Here is a 26,167-nt window from a genome sequence, read left to right on the forward strand (position 1 = left end):
TAGATCACTGCAATTTTACTAAAATTCATTACAATTTGAAACATTTTAGCTTAAAATAATTACAGAACAAACAAAGTAATCGTTACCGAAATATCAAATCATTACGTGAGAGCAAAAAAAAGGCTGATCGGTAAACCGTCAGCCCAACTATTTTAATTGTTCTAATTATTTAAATTCCGGAAGAACTATTTTCAACCAATTCTCCACTCTCTCTTCCGTTAAATCATCTTCGAAATCCTCATCCAAAGGCAAGCCAATAAATTTACCATCTTTAAAAGCTCTTGAATCTCCAAATTCATATCCCTCGTCGCTTACTTGTCCTATAATTTTGGCTCCAGTCAACTGAATACTCTCTGCCAAATCGCCCATTGCATCTACAAAGAAATCTGCGTAAGCAATATGATCTCCTAAACCAAAAAGAGCTACTTTTTTCCCTTTCAAGTCTATGCCATTTAATTTTGGAAAGAAAATATCCCAATCGTTTCCTGAATTTGCCGAAGACCAATTGTGTTTGCCAAGCGTTGAAATTCCCATGATGATATGAGAATACTGAGCTAAATCTTTAGCTTCACAATCCTTCACTTTATGCACAACAATTCGATCAGAATCAATTTTTTCAGCAATTAACTTTGCTACCTTTTCTACATTTCCGTTTTCGGGGCCATAGAACAATCCAATTTTACTCATAGGATACAGTGTTTATTGTTATCAATTTTGTTCGTGTGTTTAACGCTCTTACAAAGTTAAAACTATTTGGAACTTTTCAAACTTGCAATTGCAAGTAAAACCCCCAAAATAATTCCTAACAAAGCTGCAAATAATACCTGAAAATCAGCAGGTAATAAAAAGGTAATGGTATGAGCTGGAATCCAGAAAAAAGGAATGGTTTTTTTAAAAACAAAATTCCACTGCACATCCCAGTTAAGCTTGATAAAGATATTGGAAATTTGAATTGGCCTCATAAATCCCGACAAGCTTCCTCCATTATCAAGAATATGTGTATCGGTAATTTTATGCAGGGTCATCATCACCGGCGCATAAATTAAATTTAGACAAGCCGAAGTGGAAAAAGCAACCAATAATTTCACAAGAGAAAAATCTCCCTTCATGGCCTCAACTGCTCCTTCTACACCCAATTGAGATAATAAAATGGGAGTTCCTGTTGCAAAAATAACAAAAGACATTTTTATGGTAAGTCCTAAAAATCCCCAAACTATAGCTCTTGGTAAGATTCCAAATCCTTTTTGATAATAATTTCCTGTTCTTAACCTTAACCCTATGAGCTCACCTAAAGTTGCCAAAACGGCAAATTTCACAAAGCTGGTAATCATTCCATGTGCCTGATTAAAGTCGATATAGAAATTAAAAACACTTTGGGAAATAAAAAAAGGCAAAAACAAAAGGCAAAATCCAAAAGCAAAAAGTAGATCCTGTTTTTTCATCTATTTATTTTTTCATATGATTATTATTTGTTTTTTAGTTGCCATATGGAACTTACCATGCTGGAATAATCATCTCCCTGCGTGTCAAAATTGCTTTGACATGGACGTTTCATATGATTATAATTTGTTTTTTAGTTGCCATATGGAACTTACCATGCAGGAATAATCATCCCCCTGTGTGTCAAAACACCCTTGTCATGGACGTTTCATATGATTATAATTTGTTTTTTAGTTGCCATATGGAACTTACCATGCTGGGATAATCATCTCCCTGTGTGTCAAAACACCATTGTCATGGACGTTTCATATTAAAATCAGGCAAAACACAGCTCCAATAAATAATCATTTCCATATATAAATGACTAATTCATTTCCTGCCTATTTCCTGAATAAATCGTTATTATAAACTAATAGCATGAGAAATTCTCATGCTATTCTTGTCGCTATTTATCGGTTTGTTCTGTGTATTTATTCCAGCCATTAAAAAACCCTTCCTTCACCCCTTTCCATTTCACGACGATCCCTAATAATAGAATTACTACGAAACTAATCATCAACTTCTCATTTAAAGTAAGGTCCTTCAACTTTCTCATCACAAAATTATAAGTTTAAATTCCTAATACATTCGGGATTATTTTTCAATTCGAATACGTGCATCAACAGCAACAACAGCATTTTTATTTCCTAGCAAAGGATTTAAATCCATCTCGAAAATTTCAGGTGCTACTTTCATTAAAGCCGCAACTCTTGTAATTGCCTCGGCAAATTTGTCTTCATTAACCGGCTCCTGTCCTCTTACTCCTTTAATAATTCCATAAGATTTTAATCCCTGAATCATTTCATGAGCCTCCTGCTTAGCAATTGGGGCCAATGATGCTTTTACATCTTTTAAAACTTCGATAAAAATACCGCCTAAACCACACAACACCATATGTCCGAACTTATCTTCGCGTTTTGCGCCAATAAACACTTCGGTTCCCTTAAGCATTTGTGCCAGCATAACGGCATACGTATCTTTAATCTGCATCATTCTTTTGAATTCGGAACGAACAGTTGCTTCATCTTTCACATTTAAAGTTACTCCTCCAACATCCGATTTATGAACGGGTCCGACCACTTTCATCACCAATGGAAAACCTATTTCTTTTGCTAAAGCTACAATCGCTTCCTCCGAATCGGCCACCCCTTCTTTTGCCCGGTTAATTCCTGCAGCATCCAATAAATTATGCAACTGTTCTGGACTCAGATAACCATTTTCAGCCTCATCGATAATTTTTCGAATGGCAGTCTTATTTACTTTAGGCATTTCAATTTCTTCTGCCTGAGGTTTTGATGTATTGTAAACCTTAGCTAAAGCATCACCAAACACCACTTCATCCGGAAAATTAATTCTTCCTTTCGCTAGGAAGTGCTCAATTTCATCCTTTACATTAACTATAGATGGCAAAATTGGGTAGATTGGTTTTTTACATTCCTTCATTTTCTCGTGCAAAAGGTTGTAAACATCGTACACAGGAAATAATCCAGGACTACCAAAAATTACCGCCATTGCGTCAATATTATCAAAGTCATTTTCGCAAGCGTCAATAATATCGCCTAATTGTTGGGCAGTACCGGTCGCTAAAAAATCGATAGGATTCGCAACCGAAGAGCCAGCATATAATTTTTCCAACAATTGATCGGCTTTTGGTCCGTCGATATGAGGAACATCCAAACCATTATTAGAAAGAGAATCTGTTAACATTACCGCCGGTCCGCCAGCGTGAGTAATTACAGCAATATTTTTACCTTTTAATTCGGGATGCATAAAAATGGAAGCCACTGTAGCTAACTCATCTCTTCCCTTACAACGCACGATTCCTGCTTTTTTAAATAAAGCATTTACCGCAACATCTGGACTTGCCAAAGCTCCTGTATGCGACGATGCCGCACGACTTCCAGCTTCGGAGCTACCCGATTTTATGGCTGCAATTTTACAACCTTTACGAATTAACGAGGAGGCATGCTTCAGCAGCATTTCGGGCTTATCTATATTCTCAATATATAATAGTTTTACCTTGCTACTAGTTTCCGGATCAAAACTTTCATCCAAATATTTTAGAATCTCTTCCACTCCCATTTGGGCAGAGTTTCCCACGGAATATACGCTTGAGAAAGATAAACCTTTAGGAACACCAGATTCCATAATAAATACTGCAGTAGCACCTGAACCTGAAATAAAATCACATCCTTTCGGATCTAAACTTGGAATAGGCGTGGTAAATACACCATTGTAATTCGAATTTAACACCCCAACACAATTTGGCCCAATTAAAGAGCCTCCCACCGAATTAACTATTTCTACAATCTCTTTTTCCAACTTTTCGCCTTCTTCATTCTCTTCACTAAATCCTGCCGAAAGAATAATAAAAGCTTTTGTATTTTTTTCTGTCGCAAGTAATTTTATCGTTGCAGGACAAAATTTAGCCGCAATAGCTATAATTGCTAAATCAACCTGTGGTAAGTTCTTCAAATCTTTATAGGATGTAATTCCCTGTACCTCATTCATTTTAGGATTAGCAACATAAAGCTCTCCTTTGAAATTACCATCAATTAAATTTTTTAGGACTTTACCACCTGGCTTTTGCACATCATCAGAACCTCCGACAACTACAATACTTTTAGGTTTAAGTAACTGTTCGTTTATCATGTTTTGTTGTTTAGTATTTTGCTATTTTGCGACAAATATAATAATAATCTATTCTCAAAAGAGCGATTTATCGAACAAACCGTAAGCAAAAACAAACGTTACCGTAAAATATCGTTTATCCATCAAACTTCTCCAATCATTTTTTTATCAACGATTTACTAAGTAAACAAATTCAGAGTTTGTAATGCGAATATCCATTTTGCATGATGCGGTACAAAAAGCTAAAATTTTATCAGTAATTTTACTTCAGAATTAAAAGTAACTAATTCCAAATGGAGAAAACTATCGACCAGATCTTGCAACAAGATCAATTTACCAAAAACGACATTGTTCGATTGTTAAAATCGGAAGGTAAAGATGAAAAAGCATTATTTGCAAAATCATCTGAAATAAAACTTAAGTATGTTGGGAATAATGTATACTTCCGTGGATTAGTTGAGTTCTCGAATATCTGTAAAAAAGATTGTCTTTACTGTGGAATTCGTGCCAGCAACAGCAAAGTAAACAGATATGATATTGCTGATGCAGAAATAGTAAAAGCAGCCAAATTTGCTCACGAGCACAGGTACGGATCTTTTATACTTCAATCGGGAGAACGAGCTGACAAACAATTTATTGGTCGGATAGAAAACTTATTAAAAGAAATTAAGAAAATCAGTAATAACGAACTCGGCATTACGATTTCGCTAGGAGAACAAACAAAAGAAACCTATCAAAGATGGTTTAATGCCGGCGCTCATCGTTATTTATTGCGCATTGAATCGAGCAATAAAGAACTCTACAATAAAATTCATCCTAACAATAAAGAGCATTCGCATGAAACACGATTAGAATGTTTAAAATTCCTTCAAGAAATTGGCTACCAAACTGGAACTGGGGTCATGATTGGACTTCCTTTTCAAACCTACGACGATTTGGCTAACGATCTGCTTTTTATGCAAAAAATAGATATTGATATGGTTGGCATGGGTCCATTTATAGAACACGATCAAACTCCGATGTATCAGTATAAAGATCAACTAATGAGCTTAAAGGATCGTTTTAGACTAAGCTTGAAAATGATTTCTGTACTAAGAATCATGATGAAGGATATTAATATTGCCTCCTCGACTGCTCTGCAAGCAATTGATCCGTTAGGAAGAGAAAAAGCAATCCGAATTGGCGCTAATGTTATTATGCCTAACATTACACCAACTACCGAAAGAGCAAACTACCTCCTTTATCAAAATAAACCATGCATAGATGAAGGAGCTGACGATTGTACAAATTGTATGGAAGCCAGAATAAATATGGCTGATGGAGAAATTGGATATGGCGAATGGGGAGATTCAAAACATTACAAAAACAAACACATTAAATAAAAGTAAGTTCAATTTTCTGATTTTTTTTATAGAAATATAAAGTCCTGGCATCTTAGTTCTTTAACAAAAAAAAAGTTCGACGATGTCGAACTTTTTTCTTAATCGGTAAGAAATAGTATTTTTAATAATAAAGATCACGTTCTCCTTGTTTTACTTTATCTAAACGCTTCAATAAATCTTCCGTATCCTGAGAGTCTTTTAATTCATCCACTTTTATATCTATTAATTCATATCCCTTCCTTTTCACTTCCGAAGTTCCGTAATCTTCCAGATATTCAGCCAAAGTTAAAATTGCATTTCGAGTGCAAAACCGCTTAATAAAACCAGGAACCGAAAATTCCATAAAATGCTCTCCAGTTCTGCCTTTTCGATAACAAGCAGTACAAAATGAAGGCAAATACTTCTTGTCTAAAAGCTCATCAATCACTTCCGCTAAACTACGAGGATCACCTATTTCGAATTGTTCCTGCTCTAGCTTTTGTTCTTTTGCATTATCTTCGGAATATCCTCCCAATTGAATATTAGTACCTGCATCGATCTGAGACACGCCTAATTTAATTACCTCTTCTCTGATCTCTTTTGTTTCTCTTGCAGTAAGAATCATACCTGTGTATGGTACAGCAAGTCTAAGAATAGCAACCAGTCGAACAAAATCCTTATCGCTCACCTCAAATTCCGGGTCGATATTCGAATCGGAAGCCGCCTTAATACGTGGAAAAGATATTGTGTGTGGTCCAACATTATAACAAGCCTCAAAATGGTTCACATGGCGAAGCAAGCCTAATACCTCATACTTCCAATCGTACAATCCAAACAATGCGCCGATACCCACATCATCAATCAAAGCCTCTTGAGCTCTGTCGAGACCTGTTAAACGCCAATTAAAATCTCTTTTCTTACCACTAAGGTGATATTTGGCATAAGCTTCGCGATGATAGGTTTCCTGAAAAATCTGATACGTTCCGATTCCCGATTCCTTTACGATTTTATACCCTTCAATATCGAGAGGTGCAGCATTAATATTTACTCTTCGAATTTCACCATTACCCGATTTAACCTTATAAACTGTTTTTACCGAATCGGCAATAAAAGAAGCATCATACATGGGATGCTCGCCATAAACCAGAATTAATCTCTTTTGTCCGGAATCCTCCAAAGCTTTCACTTCTGCACTAATTTGCTCGTGCCCGAGTGTTGTTCGCTTTTGTTTTGTATTAGAAGCTCTAAAACCACAATAAGTACAATTATTTACGCACTTATTACCAATATACAAAGGAGCAAAAATAACGATACGGTCACCATATACCTTTTCTTTTAACTCTCTTGCACCAGCTTTAATTTCTTCTATTAACTTTTCGTCCTCCACCTTTAATAAAACTGCAGTTTCCTGCAAGCTTAACCGATTCTTATCCAATGACTTTTGAATAATTCGACGAACATTTTCTTCAGTTGGTTGGGCCTCTTCCAAAATCTCCCAAATTTCGGCTTCGTCAATAAAAGGTTTCATCCTTTCATCTTTGATCCGATACTCCTGAGGTTTGTAGATCATTTTCATGTTTTGCGCTGTATTGTCATGAAATTTAGATAACATATATCATCCAAATATTTCATGTATTTTGTTAGTTTTCAGAGCAAAATTAAACATTATTATTTTGATTCAATAATAAATTAGAGTTTAAGATCTATTATATTCTTATCCTTATTTCATAAAAAAAACCCAAGCTTAAAAATAGCTTGGGTTCTCCTAAAATTATATTTTTTATTATTGATACTTTCTTTTTACAAACCAAGTTTCAAACAAATTAAAATCGATAGTAATCCGTGTATAATCTTCACGTATCAAATTACTACTTAAGCTTCCTGAGCTTCCAAATTCAACTCCGATATTCAACATACCTTTTTGTTGCGCCATAGGAATTCCAAGTCCTAAACTCACACCATAAGAATCAATAGCAATCCCGTCAACTTTAATATAACCAGAATCGTAAAATGCTCCCATTCGATAAGTCATTTTCTTTAAGAATTTTCTAGCATAACCATCATTGGCATCGTACTCCATTCCCAAACTAAATCGATCCCTATCTACTAAATCGGTAGCTTCCTTTAATATCTTAGTTCCACTCCATTGTTCATGTAAATAGTCAGCACCAATCCAAAGTCGTTCATTTTTTGAAAATCCCAATCCAAAACCATAGGTCATTGGCACATCAAAAGAACCCTTACTTAAAGTATTATCATCAATTATTGTTCCCGAGCTCGAATTGGTAACACTTTCTTTTTTCTCGGCTGCAACCTGAATTTTTGGTTGAAACTTTGCTCCAACAGTAACATCCCATCCCTTAAAGAAGTTATCCTTATATTGTAGTCCAACATTACCATATATTCCTTTTGAAATTAATTCTTCAACCGTATAATTATAAGTACTACTAAGTGTAATAGTCTCATTCGAGGTGTTATTTCCAAATAAGTATACCGCATTTACACCTAAGGATAATTTATCGGTAATTGCGACACCGTTACTAATCACAAATTGATTTAAACCTCCCGAACCAGAGAGTATTCTCTCGTAAAAATCAACACTTCCATTTACTCTTTCCAGAGTTGAAATATTATATCCTACGCTACTATATGGCATCAACGAAACTGCTGTTGAAACCTCTGGAGAAATTCGAAACCCCAAAGAAATACGTCTGATATTATTATCGTAGAGTACATCCGAATCCCCACTTTGATTCAGCTTTGAAATTTTAGAGGATGCACCAACATTAAAGATAAACTTTAAACTATCGATAGCTGCTAATGCTGCAGGATTATCAATAGACAAGTAGCTTTTATTTCTATAAGAAAGACTTGCTCCACCAAAACCAGAAGCTCGACCGACACCAACCTGTTCTAATTCGCCAAGACCATATCGAGAATATGGTGATGAGGTATTATTTTGAGCAAAACTAACATGAACTCCACTAACTAATACCAATAAAATCGTGAAATATAAGTTTTTCATACTGACACTAAATAGTTTGTTATTTTTGCACTGCATAAGTTGTTCTTAATTTTATTTTCAAACTTGAATTAGGATCATTATTAACTACCATTCTATTAACAAATGCATTATTGTACTGATCCGTTAACTTCACTAAAAGTCCGTCATCCTCATCCATACCATTAACCAACACGTTACTTACATAGGTAGTTAAGTCAAAAGTTAAAGGAGTATCTTCTGGATTTTCATAATCTATATAGTAAATAGAAGTAATCTGACTATTTCTAGAATTGACTACCTGACTTACCAATCGATTCAATCGATCCGTCTGATAAAGTTCAAAATTCAATTTATTCAAAGGAAATAATTCTTTTTGATCTGTTCCCTCTTCCGGATATAAAAGCAATTCTGCTTTCAGTAAAGAAACCGCATCGCCTTGTTGATTTAATAATTCCAAATATGGAAATTTCAATTTAGTATATATTCCTGTACCACCTTGAATAAAAGCTAAATTATTTGTTTGTTCCGATGGAATATCAATCTCACTCTCAACCAAACCACTTAAATTTGTACCTAATTGGTTCGAATTCGATCTATCTGCCTGATAATTTGTAAAAGACAATGTTTTACTAATCTTAAAATCCCGATGTGATTCAATTGATCCACCAGAACTATTACCAACAGTTCTATAGTACAATCGAATATTCATACTATCCGTTTGGAAGTTAAGAACGGAGGCATTATCATTCTCTCCAGGAACCAAAGCAATTCCTTCTAAATATTCTTCCCATCTTGTTGCATCAGACAAAATTCCATCATTAACAAGAGCAGAATCAAGAATTTGCTGCCCTAATTCGTCATTCAATCTAATTCTAAAATCATGATATACTCCTGAATTAACCTCAGTTTTTCGTTTAGGACGAGCAACAAATGTTTTTGTTCCTAATACCTCTGGATCAATATTTAAGCTGTAAGTATTAAAATAAGCTAATGTATCTGAGTTTATTTCGATATGATCCGTTACCCGATGTACATTTATGGTTTGCATTTGAGTTGTATCTCCCCAAAAAATACCAGTACTATATGCTACTAAAACAATAGAATCAAGTCGAGCTTTATCGGTAGTTTCTAAGCTAAAAGTGGCACCCAAATCAACTTTTGAATAGGAAGTTGCTTTTATACTTCCCAGGTAATCATCCACGTAACGACCTACAGATACGCTTCCCAAGGAAGATGTTTGGACTGAATCCCTAATAACTGTTGAACTTGTTACTGTAAAAGTATCTAGCATGGTAACAACGGTAGAGCTTTCAATTAGATTTCCACCTAATTCGTGTATTTCAAATTCTTCCGAATTGCACCCAATAATCAGCACCGAAAAAATAATAATTAACAAAAATAATCTATTCATATTTTATATAAATTCTAGTTGAAAAGTCCCTCAAATTAAAACAAAATTAAGACAGCAAAGAACTTTTATAGATGTCCTATGTTGATTTTCCTGACAAATGTAATTAAAATATCGACAAAGTCGATCCCTAAAAACAATAGTTAAAATTTCTAAATTATTTATCAGTTTTTAGTCGCACAAAACTAATAATATTGTTTTTTGTTTATATTTGTCCTTTGGTATATTTTAAAACAGGGATTATTAACCTTAATTAATCCTATTCGAATTCATATTTTAGAATGGAATTTTTAGATGGCTATTCAAGATATTAACATTGAAAAAAATAAATAACAAATGAGAAAAGTACTATCATTAGGGATTATTGCTACCCTCTTTCTATTCGCAAGTTGTAGTAGTGGAGATGATCTTATTGGAAACTGGGTTAAGAAAGATGATTTCTCTGGTGCAGGTCGTAATAACGCTGTTACATTTACTATTGGAAACTATGCATACGTAGGTTGTGGATACGATGGTGAAGACAGATTAAACAGTTTTAAGAAATTCGATCTAACAAATGAAACTTGGACTTCGGTAGAAAGTCCGGGTGAAAATTTCGAACTTCGTCAAAATGCAGTTGCGTTTTCTGCAAATGGAAAAGGTTATGTAGGAACTGGGTTTAATGGTGACTACACTCGTTATGCTGATTTTTGGGAATTTGACCCAGCTACAGAAACTTGGACTGAAATAGCTGCTTTCCCTGGTGGAGTTAGAGAAGGTGCTGTTGCTTTTAGCACACCAACCTATGGTGTTGTTGGAGCTGGTTACGGAGACTTAGATGAAGCGGACAAAAAATACCTAAATGATTATTATAAGTACGATGGTTCTAGTTGGATTAACATGGGTACTCATGGTAGCAAAGTAGAAAATGCAAGTTCTTTTGTAATTGGTAACTATGCTTACATTTGCACAGGAACTTTAAATACTGGTGCTATGCTTAAAAAAATCTATAAATTTAATATAGAAGCTGGCGATTGGGTATCTCAAGCAGAAGAAGATAATATTGAAGCTCTTGATGAAGATAACGACAACGAAGATGTTCTTAGAACTAACGCAGTTATTTTTGTGATTAACAACAAAGCATATGTTGCAACAGGAAGTTATGGTTCTAGCAGCTTAAAAAATGATGTTTGGGAATACGATCCTGCAACAGACAAATGGGATGAAAAAGAAGAATTAGAAACTGAAGTAACTGCAAGAACTAGTGCTGTTGCTTTCTCTAATGCAGATCAAACAAAAGGTTATATTACCACTGGTAGTGCAGGGACTTATTATCTTGATGACACATGGGAATTCCAGCCTACTATTGATGAAGACGATATTGATAATTACTAATTATTATAATTTCAAAAAAGGCTGATTCTTTACGATTCAGCCTTTTTTATTTATAGCACATTTATGATTAAAAAGAAACAGTTTTTTTTGATATTCTTACTTTTGGGAGTACTGCTTATTGCTGTGTACCTTTTTACCAACAGAAATTCAGTCCCAACACACAGTATGGAAACCTATAAAACCGAAGACGGATGGGGTTATAAAATATTAAAAAATAATAAACCAATCATTAATCAATACAGAATTCCAGCAATTCAGGAAAAGCATGCCTTCCCTTCTGAAAAATCTGCAAAAATTATTGGTGAGAAAGTTCTTGAAAGAATACAATCCAAAAAAAGGGTATCTATATCTATAGAAGACCTTATGGAATTAATGGTAATTGACTCCCTACAGCAGCCTATCCTTACCGAATAAAAGTAAAGAGCTTAACACTATTTAACCTATGTAGTTAAATAGTGTTAAGCTTTATTCTTTCCCGACAAAAGCTACTATATTAGTGGCCATGATAATTGATTGTATTATTCTTGACCGTGACTTGCCTCATATTAAATCTCTTAAAGAATATGGAGAAAGTATTCCCTTCCTAAATATAAAAGCTTGTTTTTCTGATTTAGATCAAGCTAAGGCTTATATTGACAAGAATAAAATAGACTTACTGTTTATGGATCTGGAATTTGCGCAACAGCAGAAAAATGATTGGAGTAATTTCAGCATTCAAAAACCAGAAGTCATTATCAGCATGACTTGTGCTTCCTTTGAATACAAAGATCATTTTCTTAGTGCATTCGACTATATTATGAAACCAGTAGCATTTGAAAAGTTCATACGAGTGGTAAACAATATTTACATCCAAAAACAAAGAAAAACAGATCATCCTAAAGCTGAAAGTAAGAAAAATGATTTTTTCTTTATTAAGAATAATTCACTGATCGAGAAAGTAAAATACAGTGAAATCCTATTTTTTAAAGGAATGAAAGACTATATCAGGATACAGACAATTCACAAGAAAATTATCACCCTGCAAACAATGAAAAATTTGTGTATTAATCTGCCCGCAGATAGATTTTTAAGAATTCACAAATCCTATATTGTTTCCATCGAACAAATTGATGCTATTGATAAAAATAGAGTTGTTATTGGACAAGAAAGAATTCCTATTGGTGATACTTTTCGTCCTTCTTTCTTCAAAAGCTTAAAAGAGCAAGAACTAATTTGGGATTAATACCGGTTTAATAATTGATGTTATAATTTTTCGATTTTCCGAACAGATTAGCGCCTCACAATAATTCAAAAAAGGGAACATTAACCAATGTAAACTGCAACGAGCTCGAAAGTAACTTCCATCAGCTGATGGAAGCTTGTTGCGAGCTCGTTGCTCCTTCCATCATATTTAAAGAAAGCAATTAATACGATACCAAAAAAAACCTCCGACCAATGGCCAGAGGTTTCCAATTCAGAATTCGATCCTATTTCTGATATTCTTTAATGATATCAGCTACGTCGCCAGCAGAAACACGTCCGTAAACACGTTCACCAACGGTTACCACAGGTGCTAATCCACAAGCACCCACGCAACGCAAACAGCTAATAGAAAACTTACCATCTTCGGTAGTTTCCCCAACAGGCACATTCAGCTGACGTTTGAATTCTTCCAAAACTTTCTCGGCACCTCGAACATAGCAAGCAGTTCCCATACAAATAGAGATTGGGAATTCGCCTTTTGGCACCATAGAGAAAAAAGAATAGAAAGTTACAACGCCATAAACATGTGCAACCGAAACATTTAATTCTCGAGCAATAGTTTCCTGAACTTCAGCCGGAAGATAACCAAAGGTTTCCTGAGCCTTATGAAGCACATTAATCAACTCGCTTCCTTTATTATCGAATGATTTGCAAATCTCCACAAGTTTCTCCACTTTGGATTTTGCTAATTTAATTTTTGCCATAATATCTTAAGATTTTAGATGTGAGACTTAAGATTTGAGATTCTGAATTTCTCCAGCATCTCATTTCTCATCCCGATAGTTATCGGGACTATAAACTCATTTCTATTTAAAACTATTCAATCTCAATATCATTACTCTTATCGAAATAGTGAGTGTGCAATAATTTATGAGACAATTCACCACATGGTTTTCCCAAGAACTCTTCATACAATTTAATAATATATGGATTTTCGTGAGACTTACGAATTGCTTTCCCTGCATCTTCGCGATAAAGAGCCGCTGCGCGTTTCTTCAATATTGAAGAATCGCCATGATGTAATGGCTGACCACCGCCACCAATGCAACCTCCAGGACAAGCCATAATTTCAATAGCATGATAATGCGATTTTCCATCACGAATATCTTCCAAAAGTTTACGAGCATTTCCTAAACCATGAGCAATACCTATATTTAAAGGTAGTCCATCAAAATCGACGGTTGCACTTCGAATACCTTCCATCCCGCGCAAGGCTTCAAAATCAACTTTTTCAAGTGTTTTGCCGGTATACACCTCGTATGCTGTACGAGCTGCGGCTTCAATAACACCACCGGTTGTACCAAAAATTACACCAGCACCAGTAGATTCTCCCATTGGATTATCAAATTCTTCATCGGGAAGCGTTTTAAAATCCATATTAGCCTGTTTAATCAGGTTAGCCAATTCACGGGTAGTAATAGAATAATTTACATCCGGATCGCCATCTACTTTAAACTCGTCGCGCTGACATTCGTATTTCTTTGCCAAGCAAGGCATAATTGAAACTACGATCATATCCTCCCGTTTAATTCCCATTTCTTTTGCTAGATAATTCTTAGCTATAGGACCAAACATTTGTTGCGGAGAACGTGCCGTTGATGGAATCTCTTTCATATCCGGAAAGTGGTGCTCAAAGAAGTTCACCCAGGCAGGACAACAAGAAGTTAAAATTGGTAATTTAACATTTTTATCTCCATCCAAGTGTTTCTTTAAACGATCCAATAACTCTGTGCCCTCTTCCATAATGGTTAGGTCGGCAGCAAAATCGGTATCAAAAACACTATCAAAACCTAATTGACGTAGTGCTGCAACCATTTTTCCAGTAACTAAAGTTCCTGGTTCCATTCCAAACTCTTCGCCTAAAGCAGCACGAACAGCAGGAGCTGTTTGAACAACAACAGTTTTCTTAGCATCAGCAAGATCTCTAATTAATTGGTTAGTGTGATCTTTTTCGGTAAGAGCTCCCGTAGGACAAACCGCAACACATTGTCCGCAGTAAGTACAAACTGACTTCTCTAAATCCATTTCAAAAGCTGGTGCAACCACAGACTGAAAACCTCTATTTACAGCAGAAAGAGCTCCAACTGTTTGCACTTCGTTACACATGGTTTCGCATCTGCGACACATAATACATTTGTCCATGTCGCGAATAATCGATGGAGAATAGTCTACCTTATAAGTAGATTGTTCGCCTTTATAGTGCAACTCACGAACGCCTAATTGTTGTGCCATTGACTGAAGATCGCAGTTCCCTGATTTCGCACACACCAAACAATCAAATGGGTGATCTGAAAGCATTAACTCCATAACGGTTTTTCGTGCGTTTAATACTCTAATGTTATGAGTATTAATCACCATGCCATCTCCACATTTTGTATTGCAAGACGGTGCCAAATTACGACGGCCTTCTACCTCTACAACACAAATTCGGCATCCACCAGGATTGTGTTCAATTCCCATATCGCCAAGATTCATATAGCAAAGAGTTGGAATATCAATTCCGATTCCTTTGGCGGCTTCTAAAATAGTAGTTCCCTGCGGTACTTCTACTTGTTTTTTATCAATGATTAATTTGATCATTTTTTCCATATTAAGATCCTCCTTACTGTATGCTTATTGCATTAAATTTACACTTCTCCATACATGCACCACATTTAATACATTTTGATGTATCAATAAGGTGTGCCTCCTTACGTTCGCCTGAAATACAATCGACAGGGCAATTTCGTGCACAAAGCGTACAACCAACACAAAGCTCCGGATCGATCACGTACTGCATTAAAGCTTTACACTGACCTGCCGGACACCTATGATCTACGATGTGAGCAAGATATTCATCGTAAAAATTATCTAGTGTTGAAAGAACTGGATTTGGAGATGTTTGTCCTAATCCGCAAAGAGAAGTATCTTTGATAACATTACTTAAATTTCTTAATAAATCAAGATCTTCTTTGGTTCCATTACCTAAGGTAATTTTATCTAATATTTCGTGAAGACGTTTGTTACCAACACGACATGGAGTACATTTACCACAAGACTCCTCTACCGTAAATTCTAAATAGAACTTAGCCATTGATACCATACAATCGTCCTCATCCATAACAATCATACCTCCCGATCCCATCATGGAACCAACAGCAAGTAGATTATCAAAATCGATAGGAGTATCTAAATGTTTTTCGGTTAAACATCCTCCAGAAGGGCCACCGGTTTGAACAGCTTTAAATTTCTTGCCATCTTTTATGCCACCACCAATTTCGTAAATTACTTCGCGAAGAGTAGTTCCCATAGGCACCTCAATTAAACCCACATTGTTAATTTTACCTGCCAATGCGAATACTTTAGTACCTTTCGATTTTTCGCTTCCAATTTTATTAAACCAACTTGCTCCTTTATTAATGATAACAGGAATATTGGCAAATGTTTCAACATTATTTACGTTAGTAGGTTTTCCATTATATCCCGATTCAGCAGGAAAAGGAGGTTTTACGGTAGGTTCACCACGAAGACCTTCCATGGAATGAATCAGAGCTGTTTCTTCACCACAAACAAATGCTCCTGCACCATAACGCATTTCGACATCGAAATTAAATCCCGAGCCTAAAATATCATTGCCTAACAATCCGTATTCACGAGCTTGCTTAATCGCAACCTTTAATCGGGTAATTGCTAAAGGATACTCGGCACGAATATAAATTAACCCTTTATCGGCTCCCATTGTGTAAGCACAAATGGCCATTGCTTCTAAAACAGAATGTGGATCTCCTTCTAAAATAGAACGATCCATAAATGCTCCAGGATCTCCCTCATCAGCATTACAAACTACATATTTTTGGTCGGCTATATTTTTGGCAGCAAATTCCCATTTTAAACCAGTTGGGAATCCTCCTCCTCCTCGTCCTCGTAGTCCCGATTCCTTAATCTCGTCGATTACTGTTTGAGGAGTCATTTCTGCCAAACATTTTCCAAGAGCGGCATAACCATCTCTAGCAATATATTCATCTAAATTTTCAGGATTAATAAATCCACAATTCCGAAGAGCAATTCGAATTTGCTTTTTATAAAATCCCATGTGTTTGGAATCACTAATCACTTCTTTATTTTCAGGATCAACGTAAAGCAATCTCATCACTTTACGTCCCTTAACGATATGCTCTTCGATTAGCTCTTCCGCGTCTTCGGGTTTCACTTCTACATAGAAAGTATTATCCGGAAGAATTTTAACAATAGGACCTTTTTCACAAAATCCGAAGCAACCAGTCATCACAACCTGTACTTCATCATCAAGTCCTTTGGCTTTAATTGCTTCTTGCAAATTATTTTGAATAGCCTCACTTGCAGAAGCCCGACAACCGGTTCCTCCACAAATAAGAATATGCATTTTATACTTTTCCATAATTGTTGTTTCGTTTAGGTTTAGTCTAGAGTTTTGTAGTTTACAGGTATTATTCCATCCACCAATTCACCATTTTTGATGTATTTTTCAATAATTTCGTCTGCTTTCTTAATATTTACATCGCCAAATACGATGGGTTCTTTTCCTGGAAGATGAACCTCGATTGTAGGTTCTGCATAGCAATATCCCATACAACCGGTTTGGGTAACTACGGTCCGAATTCCTCTTTTTGCTGTTTCCTCAATAAGGAATTCCATCACCTCTTTGGCTCCGGAGGCAATTCCGCAAGTAGCCATTGCAACTTTAATCTGTACAAGGCCTTCTGGATCGTTACTTTTCTCCCTAAGATCCATTTTCGACTGAAGCGCGTCTTTCATTCTCTTCAGATCTGCAAGGGATTTAACTTTTGCCATAATCTCAAATTATTAAAGGTTAAAATTTATATTATTGTGTTTAGGTTCTCGTTTATTAGTTCTTTCAAATACTTCATAATATTAGGATCTGTTACGGAAACATCTTCTAATACTTCTTTTACCTCTTTCGTATCAAAAATATATTCCCCCTTTGCTGTGCAATGCCGATATACAAAATCCATGTTTGGATTTGCACTCACCAACAATACCATTACACCTGCAATATCACCAATCACCGGTCTGTCTATATTTTTATGAGAAAACAAAACCTCTAGTACTGTTCCCACTCCCTCTTTCGAATGTATTTCCAATTTCCCTCCGGTTTGCTCGGCACTCTGTTTTAACAAAGACAAACCTAAGCCTACTTTTCGAGTAGTTCTGGTCGTAAAAAAAGGATCTGTTACCTTCTTAACTACTTCTTCCGACATTCCACATCCATCATCTTTTATCGAAATAGAATAGATATCTTTCTCCAAATCCTCTTTAATTTCCAATTCGACATTAGAGGCTTCCGCCCGAACCGAATTCTGGATAATATCCATAATATGTAAAGACAAGTCTTTCATTTTAATTTTAGGTTAAAGCTTAAAGGTATTAGCTAAAAGCATTATTCTCATTTAGCTTTATAAATTTCAGCTTTAAGTTTATTAATAAACCCACTAATCATTTTCTCTTCTTCTAAAATCATAGACAACAATTTACTGTCTTCTTGATTCGAATATTTTAATTCTTGAACAAATAAAAACTGTATCTCTAATTCAAATAATGATCCCAATGCTATTTCTAAAAACCTGACAAAATCTTTATCACTTCCTCTACTACAACCTTCCGCTATATTTGAAGGAATCGAAACTGCAGCCCTGCATATTTGACTTCTCAATCCATATTTTTCATTCTCAGGAAGCAATTCTACCAATCGATAAATCCTTTTAAGTATTGATATTCCATTTTGCCAAACATTTAACTTCCTGAAATTTCTCATTCTTTTTTTTGCTAAAAGCCAAACGCCAATTGCTGCTTTAAACCTTTTACTTTAATCTCTCTTCCAATTCAACTATTCGTCCGTCTTCCCCTTTAAGTGCCTTTTTAATTTCCGAAAAACTTGCTTCCTTCATTGTAAACTTAGTACACACATTCCCAATATTCTCAATATAATGAGCATCTGAACTTTGAATGAAAGTATATCCTTTCAGGTACTTATTTTTACTTAAAAATTCTTCTTTTGTGATATGCATTGAAATTTCCAAAGCATCCACATTTAAATCTGTCGGCAAAAAACCTAGCTGACTTATAATACTATTTTGTGTTTTATTAATATGAGCCGGAATAAACAAACCTTTCAGTTCATGAACTTTCTGTTCTATCTCATTAATTCCCTGACTCAATCCTGATATCAATAAATTATCTATTTCCTGTACTATCTCCTCCTCTTCGTTCACCACAACCTGATAACCAAAGTATTTGGTGTCATTTGGTATTTTAGGCAAATATCTGTCCAAGTAAATTTGAAACTCAGAAAGCAAGTCTTCCGTTTCAAAAAAGCATAAGCAATGCACCTCTTCTTTAGTAGTTACCTCTGCTCCCATTAGCACCATAATTCCCTCTTTTTGTGCCAATTGCTTAATTAAAGTGGCATGCAAAGTTGAATTATGATCGCTTATCCCCAATATGTCAAGTCCACGTTCTTTTGCTGCCCGAACAATATTTACAGGACTCATCTCTAAATCTCCGCAAGGAGATAAAACCGTATGTGTATGTAAATCTGCTCGAAAAACCTTCATTCTATATCCTTTATGCTTTCAAAAGTTCAAATAATTTCCCTGATAACTCAAACGCCTCCTCTGTTGAGGAAAGAATAGGAATTCCTTCCACATTACTTTGCTTTGCCGCATCGGCTTCCGGTTCATATCCTTTTACAAGAACAATTGCAGCTAACTCTTTTAAAGACGCTATTGCCATGATATTTTTATGAGTCTGCAAAGTCACCCAAACCTGATTTTCATCTGCATTTCCCATCACATCACTCAATAAATCGGAGGTATATCCCCCTTCAATCTCGCGATTCAATCCTGCAGATCCACTACAAACTTTTAATCCTAATGCTTCAACTATATCCTGTACTTTCATATGATTATAATTTCAAGTTTTTGCCATATGGAACTTACCATGCTGGGATAATCATTTCCCTGTGTGTCAAAATTGCATTGACATGGACGTTTCATAATATTAATGATCGTTTAAACTTTTCTTTTCAAACCTTTTTACCCCCCAGGTATTTTCTGATATATCAAATGACTCCTGTGGCGTAATTAAACCTTCCTTAGTCAACATTTTTTGTAGAAAAACACACTGCGTCATCTTTGCTTTCCCCTGCACTACGTCTTCTGCTAAAGCCTGACAACGTGGTGCGCCACATGCACCACAATCGATACCTGGCAACACTTTTAAAATACGATTGATCTTCTCCATCTTTTTCATGGCCTCCATCATATCTGTATCAAGACTTAAAATAGATCGAGGTTCAATATTCTTGATGGAAATATTTCCCAATAGGTAAGTGCGATACTTTTCCACTTCTTTCTCTTCCAGAATAATTGGTTTATTTCGATGATACCAATCTGCTCTTTTTCGTAATCTTTCTATTGCTAAAAATCTGTTTTCGGTAGTTAAAACTCCACCAGCACAAGAATGATCACATGCCCGCAACTCCAAAAAGTCAACGTCGGTAATTTCCTCATTCTCCAACTTCTCGAGTACTTCAATTACATTATGAATTTCATCGATTGCCAAGCATCTGCCAGCATATTGTGAAGCTTCCCCATTTGTTAATGTCCAGCCAATACTTCGCCGCGACATGTGTTTATTTAATTCGTATTTACTTCCTGAAGTTTTGTTCTGTTTGATACTTAGTAAAACCTTATTGTAGATGAAGTCCATATTAATAACACCATCAATAAAAGATTTATCCTCCCCAACAGGACTTTTTACAGCAGCAATTTTTGCAGCACATGGTGTAACGTAGAAAATTCCAATTTCATCATCTGTAAACCCTTCATCTTTAAGTTTCTTACGATAAAATAAAGCGGAAATATCAATTACAGGTTTTAAATGAATGATGTGTTCGACCAAAGCTGGAAACTTCACCTGAATTAAGCGAACGATTGCGGGACAGAAGCTAGAAATGAACGGACGTTCCTGATGATGTTTATTCATGTATGTATTAGTAGCCTCGGTAAGAATATCGACCGTTTCATCTACTTCGTACACATGAGTAAAGCCCAGCTCTTGTATCACAGAATATATTTGTTTTTCGGATATATCGTTAGGAAACTGCCCTAATAAAACTGTTGGTAAGAGAGCAACACGTTGCTTAAAACTGAATATTTGAGAAAAGTCATCCTGTTCGACAATAATGGCATTTACCGGACAAGCATTTAAACATTCACCACAATCAACACAAGCATTTTTATTGATAACAGCCAAACCATTTTTAACACGAATTGCCGAAGTTGGACACACATTCATACAATGTGTGCATCCAATGCAAACCTCCTTAACAACTTTAAGTGCATGATAAAAATGAGCTTTCTCCATTCTTCAATTATTTCAAATAGTTAACAATCTCTAATTGAGTTCCCACATTAATGGTACTGCTTATATTCATCCGATCGGAATTCTTTTTAATATTAGGCAATCCCATACCTGCACCAAAGCCCATTTCGCGAACTTCTGGTGTCGCTGTAGAAAAACCTATTTGCATTGCCATATCGATATCAGGAATTCCTGGTCCTTTATCTTCTATCCGAACTACAATTTTATCCGGAAATATTTCAACATTCATATTCCCCTCAAAAGCGTGTGCGACCACATTCACTTCTGCCTCGTACAATGAAACAACGGTTCGTTTAATAATTTTTGGATCGACATTTAATTGCTTTAATATTTTTTTCACTTCGCTAGAGGCAGTTCCTGCCTTAGAAAAATTTCCCCCTTCAATAACAAATGTAAATTTCATTCCCATCTAATATACTGGTTCTAAACCCATTTCATACAAAACCGCACATGCCTTAAACATAGAATAACTACATTCTATTAGGGTTATATTATTTTCGCAAGCCAGTTCTTTCATTTCCTGCGAAACCTTCTTATCCCGAACAAATAAGATAAAAGAAATATCTGACATTTCCGATGTTCTTATCGTTTGAAGATTGTTTAGCCCGGTGACTAACAGAAGATTATCTGTATCTAATGTCAAAACGTCACTCATCAAATCCGATGCAAATCCGAAATCTATATCCTGATTTAAACCATTTTTTCCACAAATAACTTTTGCATTAAGTTTATCAACTACATCCACTACTTTCACCATATCGCAGTATCAACTTATGTTTATCAATTAATCATTTACAATGGGACTAAGATAAGTAATTGAGTAGGATTAATAAATGATATCTAATGGAATAGCGACAAAATAATAAAATACATATTTAATCTAAATAACTCAGTAAAAACATAAGTTATTCTGATGTCTTACATTTATAGCTATTCATTTTACCATAAATACATCCTCTTTTTTATGTCAATATTTTCTAAAAAAACTCTTCTTCTCTTAAGAATAAAACGAACAGAAATTTTTTCTTTATATTCGCAGGTAAGCAAATGCCGACAAACAAATACTTATTTTTTTCTTTATTCAATGAGTCTTAAAAAACAACATATACTAGTAATAATTCAAGATATTCACTATTCGGAGGTAGCGATAAGGCACGCTTTTAGCTTGGCAAAGTTTTTTAAATCGGAGGTTGCGTTTGGCTACTATCCTTCCAAAAAGAATCAAGATCTATTGCCCGCTAAGAATTTTATCGAAAAGAATAATTTGTACGCAATTCCTTACCAACTTATGATACTAAAAAATCATAAGAGTGAACCAAATCATTGTATACAAGAATTAGATGCAATATTTATTGTTACTCAATTTCGGAGAGAATCCTTGAGCTATTTCCCGAAGAATCATTCTATTTTTAAATGGATATTTGATGCAAAAATCCCATCTATTATCGTAACAGAACACACAAAAGTCGATTACGATTATAAAAATATAATTGTACCCATAAATTATAAAAAGGAAAGTAAGGAGAAAATGATATGGGCTAGCTACTTTGGGCGTTTCAATAATGCGCTTATTCATATCATTGCACCAAACGAAAAATACGAAGCATATCTTCGTACCATTAAAGCAACTCTTTTATTCACTAAAAAAATGTTTGAACAATTTTCCTTCGAATATAAAACAGTGAAGGCAAGTTGTCAAAGTAAAAATATAAATCGGGAAGCCATTACCTATTCGAAAAGTCTTGATTCCGCTTTAATTGTACTGATATCGAATCGGGATCCTGGCTGGATTGCTTCCTATTGCGGACCAAGCGAATTAAAATGCATTCTTAAAAAAGAAGAGAATCCAATTCTATTCATTAATCCTTTAAAAGATTACTATCTACCCTGCGACTAACAGTCGATGGATATTCTACTCTACCATTTATCGTTTACTTCTAAATGGCAATAAAAAAGGAATTACCTTTAACAGTAATTCCTTTTTATAGATTGGGAAGTAAGTCTCTTAAAAAACTATTTCACAAGATTCATTTCGTCTAGCAAGTAACCCGCTCCGGCAAATTTATCAACAATAAATAATACGTAGCGAATATCTAATGATACGTTACGGCAAATTTCCGCATCGTACATTAAATCGGACATTACACCTTCCCAAGCACGATCGAAATTTAAACCGATTAACTCTCCATTAGCATTTAAAACCGGACTACCTGAATTTCCACCTGTAGTATGATTGGTTGCTGCAAAACAAACCGGCATTTCTCCCTTTGCATTTGCATAGCTTCCGTAATTCTTAGTCTGATAAAGAGCTTTCAGCTTTTGAGGAACATCGTAATCAAATATCTCTGGATTATCTTTCTCGATGATTCCTTCTAATGTAGTATAATGATCGTAAGTTACGGCATTACGTGCCTTATAACCAGACACTTTTCCATAATGAACTCTAAATGTTGAGTTGGCATCTGCATAAAAGATTTTATCCTTTTGCATCTGCATTAAACCCGCCATATAGATGCGTTGTAGTTTTGTTGTTTTTGTAAGAATTTTACTATACTTCGGAGCAATTTCGGCTTCGTAAAAGAAATAGATACTATTTGCTAATACAAAAATTGGATCTTTGGTCAAGCGTTTTCCCGAAGATAACTTATAATTATTCAACAGATTATTCAATTTATTCTCGTCGGCAAATACCGATTTAGCCATTGCCTTCTCAGCATAAGCTTCAAAATCACCTTTATATTTGTCTCGAATAGCTATAATTTCTTTTGGCAAATACTCATCTGTCAAATTCTCGCTATACATTTTCAATAAAGCAGCCAAAAGTTTTTTATCCGTAGGATTATTATAATTTTTAAAAAACTCGGCACTCGACTTCTTTAATTCTGTAAGCAAATCAGGAATATCCTTCTGATCTTTTTTAGTTAAACCCGCCAACTTTTTAAAATTATAGGCAAAAGTTACAGCTTCGGCTCCACGCAAACCTGCTTCAATAGCATAATCGCGAGCCAGACTCGTTGGTGCTAATTCGGTATACAAAGCGCCCATTTCAGCAACAATTCCAGCATATTTTTTCTTCAAATCATCGGTGCTATTCGCCCAAGTTTCGAAATTCTCTTCCAATTCTTTTTTCTTGGCAATAGCATCCAATCGCTTCAGGCCGGTAATCTCTCCTTGCCATCTTTTCCAAGAATTTGCAACCCCTGCATATTTTGCAGAATACTGAATTCGAACCAATGGAGAAGCGTCCATGTCCGCTCTCATCAGATCTAATTTTTTTGTTCTGATTTTGATTTTATGAGGATTATCCACCTTAGTCATTAAATCTAAAGCATGAGATGTTAGATATTCCGTAGTGGTTCCAGGATATCCGAAAACCATTGTGAAATCGCCTTCGTTTACCCCTTTTAAAGAAATTTTGAACGACTGTTTTGGTACCATTGGAACATTCTCTTTCGAGTAAGAAGCAGGCTTATTGTCTTTATCGGCATAAATTCGAAACATCGAAAAATCTCCAGTATGACGAGGCCACATCCAATTATCGGTATCGCCGCCAAATTTTCCAATTGCTGATGGAGGAGCACCTACTAAACGAACATCCTTATATATTTCGTAAACTGAAAGAAAATACTGATTCCCATCAAAATAAGCTTTTACGCTTGCACGATAGTCTGAATCCTTTTCTGTTGCTTCCTGAATTTTTTTAATTCGCTTTTGAATCATTTTCTGACGATCCACCTCTTTTGTTTCATCGGTAATACTATCTAAAACTTGCGCAGTAACATCTTCCATACGAATTAAAAATGAAGCAGTTATTCCTTCATTCACCAATTCCTCTTCTTGACTCATTGCCCAAAAACCATCTTTTAAATAGTCGTGTTCCAGAGTTGAATGATTCTGTATTGCACCATAGCCACAATGATGGTTGGTAACAATTAATCCCTTATCCGAAATTAATTCGCCAGTACAAAAGTGATGAAAAGGACTTCCCTCGCGTCCTAAACCAATAACGGCATCCTTTAAACATGCCTTATTGATATCGTAAATATCATCCGCAGAAAGCTTAAATCCAGCTTTTTGCATCTCTTCAATGTTGTATTTTTTTAAAAGCATTGGAATCCACATTCCCTCATCCGCTTTTACCTGTGTTCCTATCAGCAATATAAATGCGATAAGAAGTAGACTTAGTTTTTTAATCATAATTTGTGTTTAAGTAATGAATTATTAGTCATGAATTATGAGTGTTACAAGCAAAACCAAACCTTTACATCAAAACTAATCCTTCTTTTTATTATTTTGTTTTGTTGTTAATATGATACTTCTAATTATTTTCAACAATTCAGACGCGTCACTTTTCATAGAAGTAAATTCATCATCTGCAATGTAATTCGTCTCTCTTAGTAATTCTAACCAGTATAAAGATTCATCTGTTTCTTTTTGCGCAATTCCCAATTTATGAATAAAATCAGCTTTACTTTCAGCATTTTGACTCTCTCCAACATTTGCTCCAATTGAAGTTCCTGAACGTAAAAGTTGTTTACTCAATACAAATTCCTTCTTTTCACTAATAAGATATTTGTATAGTTTCACAATTCTTATAGCAAACCGAAAAGACTTTTCTTTGATGATACTTTTACTCCTAATTTATAACTCGAGTGGCAATTAGAAATTTAATAATTCCTGATACAAGCGTTGAATAGGTAAACCCACCACATTAAAGTAGGATCCTTCTATTCCATCAATCCCAATAAATCCAATCCATTCTTGAATTCCGTATGCTCCTGCTTTATCGTAAGGTTTATAATTATCTATGTAATAATCGATTTCTTCATCCGACAAGGCTTTAAAATGCACATTAGTAGTTGTTGAAAAGCTTAGTTTCTTCTCGTTACTCATTAAACAAACTCCACTTATTACTTGGTGCGATTGGTTCGATAATGCATTTAGCATTTTTACCGCATCCTCTCTGTCTTTTGGTTTCCCCAGTATCCAACCGTTAACACAAACAATTGTATCAGCAGTAATCACCAGCTCTTTAGATGTAAGTTCTTTTTCGAATGCTTTCGCTTTTAGCTCTGCCAAGTAAACCGGAATTTGCTCTGGTGTTAATCCTTCCGGATAAATCTCTTCTATTTCTTTTGTTCTTATTTCAAAAGTTAATCCCAAATCCTTCAACATTTCATGCCGGCGAGGCGATTGAGAGGCTAATATTATTTGATAATCTTTTAGATTATTCAGCATGTTAACTAA

26 protein-coding genes are annotated in these 26,167 nt (G+C 35.2%); 5 read left to right on the top strand and 21 right to left on the bottom strand.

Annotated elements, in window-relative coordinates; all coding sequences use genetic code 11:
* Window positions 1-165 precede the first annotated feature (165 nt).
* The 4 genes from BZG02_RS03680 to BZG02_RS03690 form a co-directional block, all read right to left on the bottom strand.
* Window positions 166-687 (bottom strand): flavodoxin, encoded by a 522-nt coding sequence (locus tag BZG02_RS03680; RefSeq protein ID WP_101260059.1) that lies wholly within the window; start codon window positions 685-687, stop codon window positions 166-168.
* Between the two features lie 62 nt (window positions 688-749).
* Window positions 750-1,442 (bottom strand): hypothetical protein, encoded by a 693-nt coding sequence (locus BZG02_RS03685; RefSeq protein WP_101260060.1) that lies wholly within the window; start codon window positions 1,440-1,442, stop codon window positions 750-752.
* 443 nt (window positions 1,443-1,885) lie between these two features.
* On the bottom strand, window positions 1,886-2,035 hold the full coding sequence (locus tag BZG02_RS20740; protein WP_180335623.1) for a hypothetical protein: 150 nt from the start codon (window positions 2,033-2,035) through the stop codon (window positions 1,886-1,888).
* 38 nt (window positions 2,036-2,073) lie between these two features.
* Window positions 2,074-4,131 carry an acetate--CoA ligase family protein gene (locus tag BZG02_RS03690; RefSeq protein WP_101260061.1) on the bottom strand — a complete coding sequence of 686 codons (2,058 nt, stop codon included), beginning with the start codon at window positions 4,129-4,131 and terminating at the stop codon, window positions 2,074-2,076.
* 272 nt (window positions 4,132-4,403) lie between these two features.
* On the opposite strand from BZG02_RS03690, the gene hydE reads away from it, so the two are divergent.
* Complete coding sequence (hydE, locus tag BZG02_RS03695; protein WP_101260062.1) at window positions 4,404-5,492, top strand: [FeFe] hydrogenase H-cluster radical SAM maturase HydE; 1,089 nt, start codon at window positions 4,404-4,406, stop codon at window positions 5,490-5,492.
* 121 nt (window positions 5,493-5,613) lie between these two features.
* Here hydE and hydG read toward each other — a convergent pair whose 3' ends face one another.
* The 3 genes from hydG to BZG02_RS03710 all read right to left on the bottom strand — a co-directional run bounded on the left by hydG (window position 5,614) and on the right by BZG02_RS03710 (window position 9,886).
* Window positions 5,614-7,047: a [FeFe] hydrogenase H-cluster radical SAM maturase HydG gene (hydG, locus tag BZG02_RS03700; RefSeq protein WP_101260288.1), complete on the bottom strand. Its 1,434-nt coding sequence runs from the start codon at window positions 7,045-7,047 to the stop codon at window positions 5,614-5,616.
* A gap of 207 nt (window positions 7,048-7,254) precedes the next feature.
* Window positions 7,255-8,496, bottom strand: a complete 1,242-nt coding sequence (gene bamG / locus BZG02_RS03705; RefSeq protein ID WP_143470409.1) for a BamG family beta-barrel-assembly machinery protein — start codon at window positions 8,494-8,496, stop codon at window positions 7,255-7,257.
* A 19-nt stretch (window positions 8,497-8,515) separates the two neighbouring features.
* Complete coding sequence (locus BZG02_RS03710) at window positions 8,516-9,886, bottom strand: DUF4270 family protein (RefSeq protein WP_101260064.1); 1,371 nt, start codon at window positions 9,884-9,886, stop codon at window positions 8,516-8,518.
* A gap of 333 nt (window positions 9,887-10,219) precedes the next feature.
* Here BZG02_RS03710 and BZG02_RS03715 point away from each other — a divergent pair, with 333 nt between their 5' ends.
* The 3 genes from BZG02_RS03715 to BZG02_RS03725 all read left to right on the top strand — a co-directional run bounded on the left by BZG02_RS03715 (window position 10,220) and on the right by BZG02_RS03725 (window position 12,479).
* A complete protein-coding gene (locus tag BZG02_RS03715; RefSeq protein WP_101260065.1) occupies window positions 10,220-11,257 on the top strand; it encodes a Kelch repeat-containing protein in 1,038 nt (345 codons plus the stop codon).
* A gap of 63 nt (window positions 11,258-11,320) precedes the next feature.
* Window positions 11,321-11,671, top strand: coding sequence for a DUF4907 domain-containing protein (locus BZG02_RS03720; RefSeq protein ID WP_101260066.1), 351 nt, complete (start codon window positions 11,321-11,323; stop codon window positions 11,669-11,671).
* 88 nt (window positions 11,672-11,759) lie between these two features.
* The gene (locus tag BZG02_RS03725) at window positions 11,760-12,479 is read left to right on the top strand and encodes a LytR/AlgR family response regulator transcription factor (RefSeq protein WP_101260067.1); all 720 of its coding nucleotides are present in this window, start codon (window positions 11,760-11,762) and stop codon (window positions 12,477-12,479) included.
* 244 nt (window positions 12,480-12,723) lie between these two features.
* Here BZG02_RS03725 and BZG02_RS03730 read toward each other — a convergent pair whose 3' ends face one another.
* The 11 genes from BZG02_RS03730 to BZG02_RS03780 form a co-directional block, all read right to left on the bottom strand.
* Window positions 12,724-13,203: an NADH-quinone oxidoreductase subunit NuoE family protein gene (locus BZG02_RS03730; protein ID WP_101260068.1), complete on the bottom strand. Its 480-nt coding sequence runs from the start codon at window positions 13,201-13,203 to the stop codon at window positions 12,724-12,726.
* A 112-nt stretch (window positions 13,204-13,315) separates the two neighbouring features.
* Window positions 13,316-15,079, bottom strand: a complete 1,764-nt coding sequence (locus BZG02_RS03735) for an NADH-dependent [FeFe] hydrogenase, group A6 (RefSeq protein WP_101260289.1) — start codon at window positions 15,077-15,079, stop codon at window positions 13,316-13,318.
* A gap of 22 nt (window positions 15,080-15,101) precedes the next feature.
* Window positions 15,102-16,895 (bottom strand): NADH-quinone oxidoreductase subunit NuoF, encoded by a 1,794-nt coding sequence (locus tag BZG02_RS03740; RefSeq protein WP_101260069.1) that lies wholly within the window; start codon window positions 16,893-16,895, stop codon window positions 15,102-15,104.
* 20 nt (window positions 16,896-16,915) lie between these two features.
* Window positions 16,916-17,308, bottom strand: a complete 393-nt coding sequence (locus BZG02_RS03745; RefSeq protein ID WP_101260070.1) for a (2Fe-2S) ferredoxin domain-containing protein — start codon at window positions 17,306-17,308, stop codon at window positions 16,916-16,918.
* A 26-nt stretch (window positions 17,309-17,334) separates the two neighbouring features.
* Window positions 17,335-17,874: an ATP-binding protein gene (locus tag BZG02_RS03750; protein WP_101260071.1), complete on the bottom strand. Its 540-nt coding sequence runs from the start codon at window positions 17,872-17,874 to the stop codon at window positions 17,335-17,337.
* A 47-nt stretch (window positions 17,875-17,921) separates the two neighbouring features.
* Window positions 17,922-18,290 (bottom strand): four helix bundle protein, encoded by a 369-nt coding sequence (locus BZG02_RS03755; RefSeq protein WP_101260072.1) that lies wholly within the window; start codon window positions 18,288-18,290, stop codon window positions 17,922-17,924.
* Window positions 18,291-18,336: 46 nt separating this feature from the next.
* Complete coding sequence (locus tag BZG02_RS03760; RefSeq protein ID WP_101260073.1) at window positions 18,337-19,089, bottom strand: PHP domain-containing protein; 753 nt, start codon at window positions 19,087-19,089, stop codon at window positions 18,337-18,339.
* 10 nt (window positions 19,090-19,099) lie between these two features.
* Window positions 19,100-19,435 (bottom strand): serine kinase, encoded by a 336-nt coding sequence (locus tag BZG02_RS03765; protein ID WP_101260074.1) that lies wholly within the window; start codon window positions 19,433-19,435, stop codon window positions 19,100-19,102.
* 99 nt (window positions 19,436-19,534) lie between these two features.
* Window positions 19,535-20,902, bottom strand: coding sequence for a [Fe-Fe] hydrogenase large subunit C-terminal domain-containing protein (locus BZG02_RS03770; RefSeq protein WP_101260075.1), 1,368 nt, complete (start codon window positions 20,900-20,902; stop codon window positions 19,535-19,537).
* A gap of 7 nt (window positions 20,903-20,909) precedes the next feature.
* Window positions 20,910-21,323 carry an ATP-binding protein gene (locus tag BZG02_RS03775; RefSeq protein WP_101260290.1) on the bottom strand — a complete coding sequence of 138 codons (414 nt, stop codon included), beginning with the start codon at window positions 21,321-21,323 and terminating at the stop codon, window positions 20,910-20,912.
* A 6-nt stretch (window positions 21,324-21,329) separates the two neighbouring features.
* Complete coding sequence (locus BZG02_RS03780) at window positions 21,330-21,677, bottom strand: DRTGG domain-containing protein (protein WP_143470410.1); 348 nt, start codon at window positions 21,675-21,677, stop codon at window positions 21,330-21,332.
* 327 nt (window positions 21,678-22,004) lie between these two features.
* On the opposite strand from BZG02_RS03780, the gene BZG02_RS03785 reads away from it, so the two are divergent.
* On the top strand, window positions 22,005-22,817 hold the full coding sequence (locus BZG02_RS03785) for a hypothetical protein (RefSeq protein WP_143470411.1): 813 nt from the start codon (window positions 22,005-22,007) through the stop codon (window positions 22,815-22,817).
* A gap of 116 nt (window positions 22,818-22,933) precedes the next feature.
* Here BZG02_RS03785 and BZG02_RS03790 read toward each other — a convergent pair whose 3' ends face one another.
* From BZG02_RS03790 to BZG02_RS03800, 3 genes are all read right to left on the bottom strand, one after another.
* Window positions 22,934-25,117, bottom strand: a complete 2,184-nt coding sequence (locus BZG02_RS03790; RefSeq protein ID WP_245868052.1) for a S46 family peptidase — start codon at window positions 25,115-25,117, stop codon at window positions 22,934-22,936.
* A gap of 75 nt (window positions 25,118-25,192) precedes the next feature.
* Window positions 25,193-25,561, bottom strand: a complete 369-nt coding sequence (locus BZG02_RS03795) for a four helix bundle protein (protein ID WP_101260077.1) — start codon at window positions 25,559-25,561, stop codon at window positions 25,193-25,195.
* 18 nt (window positions 25,562-25,579) lie between these two features.
* Window positions 25,580-26,158, bottom strand: coding sequence for a Maf-like protein (locus BZG02_RS03800; RefSeq protein WP_101260078.1), 579 nt, complete (start codon window positions 26,156-26,158; stop codon window positions 25,580-25,582).
* Between the last annotated feature and the right edge of the window lie 9 nt (window positions 26,159-26,167).

The organism is Labilibaculum filiforme, from assembly GCF_002843315.1.
Classification (GTDB): domain Bacteria; phylum Bacteroidota; class Bacteroidia; order Bacteroidales; family Marinifilaceae; genus Labilibaculum; species Labilibaculum filiforme.